This window comes from Sphingopyxis sp. SCN 67-31 (assembly GCF_001725095.1).
Genome location: NZ_MEFH01000212.1, coordinates 1 through 5,049, shown reverse-complemented (window position 1 = coordinate 5,049; position 5,049 = coordinate 1). Strand labels below are relative to the sequence as shown.

4 protein-coding genes are annotated in these 5,049 nt (G+C 62.4%); 2 read left to right on the top strand and 2 right to left on the bottom strand.

Features of this window, described 5'->3' with window-relative positions:
• Both ABS88_RS24255 and ABS88_RS24250 read right to left on the bottom strand, forming a co-directional pair.
• Positions 1-288, bottom strand: a 288-nt coding sequence (locus ABS88_RS24255; protein WP_286750843.1) for a winged helix-turn-helix transcriptional regulator, incomplete at its 3' end; no start/stop codon positions are given.
• 115 nt (positions 289-403) lie between these two features.
• Entirely contained in the window at positions 404-2,689 is a 2,286-nt protein-coding gene (locus ABS88_RS24250; RefSeq protein ID WP_286750842.1) for a TonB-dependent receptor, read from the bottom strand.
• A gap of 124 nt (positions 2,690-2,813) precedes the next feature.
• On the opposite strand from ABS88_RS24250, the gene ABS88_RS24245 reads away from it, so the two are divergent.
• Both ABS88_RS24245 and ABS88_RS24240 read left to right on the top strand, forming a co-directional pair.
• Entirely contained in the window at positions 2,814-3,785 is a 972-nt protein-coding gene (locus ABS88_RS24245) for an NAD(P)H-dependent flavin oxidoreductase (protein ID WP_286750841.1), read from the top strand.
• A partial coding sequence (locus ABS88_RS24240; RefSeq protein ID WP_286750840.1) for a carotenoid oxygenase family protein occupies positions 3,782-5,049 on the top strand: 1,268 nt, incomplete at its 3' end. The genes ABS88_RS24245 and ABS88_RS24240, both read left to right, overlap by 4 nt.

Genomic DNA, 5,049 nt, shown 5'->3' with positions numbered 1-5,049 from the left:
GCGCAGCATCATCAAGGCGTTGGGAAACTGGTCGCGCCCCTTCTCGGTCAGCGCATAATAGGAACCGCGCCCTTCCTTCTTCGGCCGTTTGGCAAGGCAATCCTCGTCGACCAGCTTGCGTAGCCGCCCGCTGACAACCGACCGCGCGAGCCCGGTCCGCGCCACGAATTCGTCGAAGCCATGGGTGCCGAGAAAGGCCTGCTCCATGATGAGCAGCACCGGAACGTCGCCGACGACATCGAGCGCGCGCCAGATCGAACAGGCGCGGATGGTGCGATCTTCTTTCACGGCTGATGCGTCCATTGCTGCGCCCGCCCTACTCCGCGGAACAGCACGCGACAAGGCCGGTCCGACGGAAGATGGGCGGTGCCCGCGCCCATGCTTCCGTCGGGGGAGAGCTGGTTCAAAAGCGCCCCGTAACCTGCACCGCAATCGTTCGCGGCCGATCGACGATCCCGTTATAGGCATTGCCCGCCCCGCCCGTAATCGTCGTCGCAAGCGGCATCGCGCTGCCGGTCTGAAGGATCCGCTGGTCGGTCAGATTGCGGCCGATCAGCGCCACTTCCCAGCGATTGTCGATCTGCCCCAGTGCGACGCGGGCGCCAAGCTTCGCATAGCTGCCCTGATAGGTCCGCGGGTCGAGGTTCGCCGCCGCGATATAGGAGGAGGAAAAGTCGGCGTTGACGTTGAACGACAGCTTGAGGTCGCTGCCGACCGGCGTCCAGTAATCGACGTTGAGATTACCCGACCATTTCGGACTCAGCGCGTTACGCTTGCCGCTATAGTCGCAGAAGCCACCCGGTCCCGGCGTCTGCAGATAATAGCATTGGCCGTCGGTGAAGTTGGTGAATTTGAAATCGAGATAGGCGATCGCGCCGCTGATGGTCAGGCCTTCGGCGAGCGCCGCGCGAAAATCCGCTTCGATCCCCTGCGTCCGCGCCGCCGCCGCATTGCGGACGTTGAAGTTGAGCGTCCCGTCGAAGATGTTGACCTGCAGATCCTTGTATTTGGTGCGATAGAAGGACAGGTTGAAGGCGACGTCGCGGCCCTTGTATTTCAGCCCCGCTTCGAAATTATCGGCGCTTTCGTCCTGGAATTCGAACGCGCCGGGCTTGGCGACCGTGGTCGACGTCGGCAGCGAATTCGACCGGATGTCGAAGCCGCCAGCCTTGGTTCCGCGCGCATAGGACGCGTAGAGCATCAGGTCGTCGGTCGCGTCGAACTGGACGTTGACCATCGGATTGAAGCTGTCCTCGCTCAGCTTGCCGGCGATGCTGTGCGCCTCGATGTTGAGCGCGCGGAACACCGCAGCGACCACGGCAGCGGGTGCGGTGCTGAGCGGACCTTGCACGATGGCGAGCGATCGGCGGCCGCTCTTCTTCTCATGGTTGAAGCGCGCGCCCGCGGTAACGCGAAGCTGGTCGGTCAGCGACAATTCGCCCTGTGCAAAGGCCGAGATCAGGTCCGACGTCTGGCTGTAGTCGCGGTCGTTGCGCGTGTCACCGAGCGCGTTGAACGGTGCGCCCAGCCCCAGGAACGTCGGATTGAAGAGGGTGAAATCCTGAACGTCCAGCTTGGCGTGCTGATAATAGACCCCGCCGATATAGTTGAACGCCTCGCCGCCGGGCGAGGTCAGGCGGAGTTCCTGCGAAAACTGCCGATAATCCTCGCGCAAATTCGTACCGTCGAGAAAGCTGATCCCCGAAAAGTCGACATCGACGATTTCGCGCGTCTTATAGTCGAGCAGCGATGTCACCGAGGTCAGCGTGTGCTCGCCGATTTCCAGATCGGCGTTCAGCGTCGCCCCGAACACCTTGTTGCGGCTTTCATAGCCATTATCCTCGCGCACATAGTCGGGGACGGTGCTGACGAAGAAGGGGCCCTGGAAGACCGCATTGTAATTCCCGACCGCGCCGAACACGTCGCGCGGCTGGCCCTTCATCGCGAAGTCGGCATATTCGAGCTTCAGTTCGGCCGCGAGCGGCCCGCCCTTGTCGAACTCCACCTTGCCGCGGACATAATATTCATCGACGTTGGGCTCGTTGCGCTTCAATTTCTGGTTGTAGAAATATCCGTCCATCGAGCGATGATAGCCAACCACGCGCGCTTCGATGCCGTCGCTCAACGGCCCCGACAGGACGCCGGTCAGCTGCAGTTCCTTGTGATTGAATTCATAGAGGCCGCTCACCGTCCCCTCGAATTCGTCGGTCGGGCTGCGTGTCGTGATATTGACCGCCCCTGCGATCGCATTCTTGCCGAACAGCGTCGGTTGGGGGCCTCGCAAAACCTCGACCCGCTCCATATCGACGAGCGGCAGGCGCGAAAGCTGGTCGCGCCCATAATAGACGCCGTCGACGAACATCGCGACCGACTGTTCGAACCCCTTGTTGTCGCCCGAGGCGATGCCGCGGATCGCGATGCGATTGGCGATCGCGGTCTGGGTGATCTTCAGATTCGGGACCGACGAACTGATCTGTTCGAGGTTGGTCTGCCCATAGCTTTCGACCTGCTTGCCGCTGACCGCGGAAATCGAGATCGGCACATCGGACAAGCCCTCGGCGCGCTTCTGGGCAGTAACGATGATGTCGTCGAGGCCGCCCTGGCTTTCGGCGGGGGCCTCCTGCGCGAACGCAGCCGCGGGACCGGCAAGCGCCGACGCAGCCAACAGCATGGCAAGTGAATGCTTCATGATTCTCCCTCTCCCCACTGCCGGCGACGGGCCGGCATGTTTTGCTTGCAAATGCCTCTTGAACGGGCATAAGTTCTGTTACGCAAGTTAGTATCACTATGCAAGTAAGTTTTGGGAGACAGGAATGAAGCCGAAGCACGGCCTTCCCGCAGCTTTGACGCGCAATTTACGCCTGCCCGCAATCGCGGCGCCGATGTTCCTCGTGTCGGGCCCCGACATGGTCATCGCCGCCTCGCGCGCCGGAATGATCGGCAGCTTTCCCGCCCCCAACGCGCGGACGACCGCCGATCTGGAAGCGTGGGTGAGCCGCATCGACGCGGCGCTCTCCAACGATCCCGACGCCGCCGCCTGGGCGGTCAATCTGGTGGTGCATCCGTCGAACAGCCGGCTTGCCGACGACCTCGCCTGCGTCGTGCGGCACAAGGTTCCGCTCGTCATCACCGCGCTCGGCAGTCCCGCCCGCGTCGTCGAGCAAATCCACGCCTATGGCGGCATCGTTTTCGCCGACGTCAATTCGGTGGGCTTCGCCCGCAAGGCCGTGGCTGCGGGCGTCGATGGACTGGTGCTCGTCGCGGCGGGAGCCGGCGGCCATACCGGCGCCACCGCCGGTTTCGCCTTTGTCGAGGAAGTGCGGCAGTTCTGGGACGGCCCCTTGGTGCTGGGCGGCGCAATCTCGACGGGTCAGGCAATTCGGGCCGCCGAAATATTGGGGGCCGACTTCGCCTATCTCGGCACATCGCTGATCGCCTGCACCGAAAGCATGGCTGTTCAGCCTTACAAGGACATGGTGGTCGCGGCGGGGGCCGAGGACATCATGCCGTCGAAGGGCATTACCGGCGTGACCGCCAACTGGCTGAAATCAAGCCTGATCGCTGCGGGCTACGACCCCGCGAACATGCCTGAGGACAAGCGCCCCAATTTCTCCGATGCGCAGGACGACGCCAAGGCATGGAAGAATGTCTGGTCTGCGGGTCAGGGCGTCGGCGCGGTTCGCGCGACCGAACCCGTCGCGGACATCGTCGACCGTCTTGTGACAGAATATGATGCGGCCGTCGCCAGGCCGCGCTTTGCAGCCGCCGAAGGAGTCATCGCATGACCGCTCAGCTTGTCGACACGATCCGGACCACCGTTCAACCGAACGACCATCCCTATATGAAGGGCGCGTGGCGGCCGACCTATAACGAGTGGAATGCGGTCTTCGCCAATGGCGAGGTCGAGGTGATCGGCACGATCCCGACCGACATCGACGGCGTTTACGTCCGCACCGGCGAGAACCAGATTCACGAACCGATCGGCCGCTATCATCCCTTTGACGGTGACGGCTTCATCCATGCGATCTCGTTCAAGGACGGCCGCGCGAGCTATCGCAGCCGCTTTGTCCGCACCAAGGGGTTCGAGGCCGAGAAGGAAGCCGGCCGCTCGCTCTGGGCCGGGCTGATGGAACCGCCACACAAATCGACCCGCCACGGCTGGGGTGCGCAGGAATGGCTCAAGGATTCATCGTCGACCGACGTCGCGATCCACGCGGGCAAGATCATCTCGACCTTCTACCAGTGCGGCGAGGCCTATCGGCTCGACCCGTTCACGCTCGAACAGTTCGGCACCGAAAGCTGGGTGCCGCTCGACGGCATTTCGGCGCATTGCAAGGTCGATCTCGCGACCGGCGAACTGATGTTCTTCAACTATTCGAAGCACGCGCCCTATATGCATTATGGCGTCGTCGGCGCGGACAATAAGCTCAAACATTATATTCCCGTGCCGCTCGCCGGACCGCGGTTGCCACACGACATGGCGTTCACCGAAAATTACACCATCCTCAACGACATGCCGCTCTACTGGAACGCGGAACTGCTCGAAAAGAACCTGCACGTCGTCCAGTTTCACCCCGACGAAAAGACGCGCTTCGCGATCATCCCGCGGCACGGAACCCCTGAGGATATCCGCTGGTTCGAGGCCGAGCCAACCTACACGCTCCACTGGCTCAACGCGTGGGAGGAAGGCGACGAGATCGTCCTCGACGGCTATTATCAGGAAGAGCCGATGCCAAAATCCTATCCCGATGCTCCCGAGGGGCTGGAGCGGATGATGGCCTATCTTGACCAGGGCTTGCTCAAGCCGCGCCTTCATCGCTGGCGCTTCAATCTCAAGACCGGAAAGACGACCGAACAAAGGCTCGACGACCGCGATCTCGAATTCGGCATGTTCAACCAGCGCTATGCCGGCAAACCCTATCGCTATGCCTATAGCGCCATCCCCGAGCCGGGCTGGTTCCTCTTCCGCGGCCTCGTCAAGCATGACCTCGATGCCGGCACGAGCGAGGAGTATCTTTTCGGCCCCGGCCGCTTCGGCAGCGAAGCGCC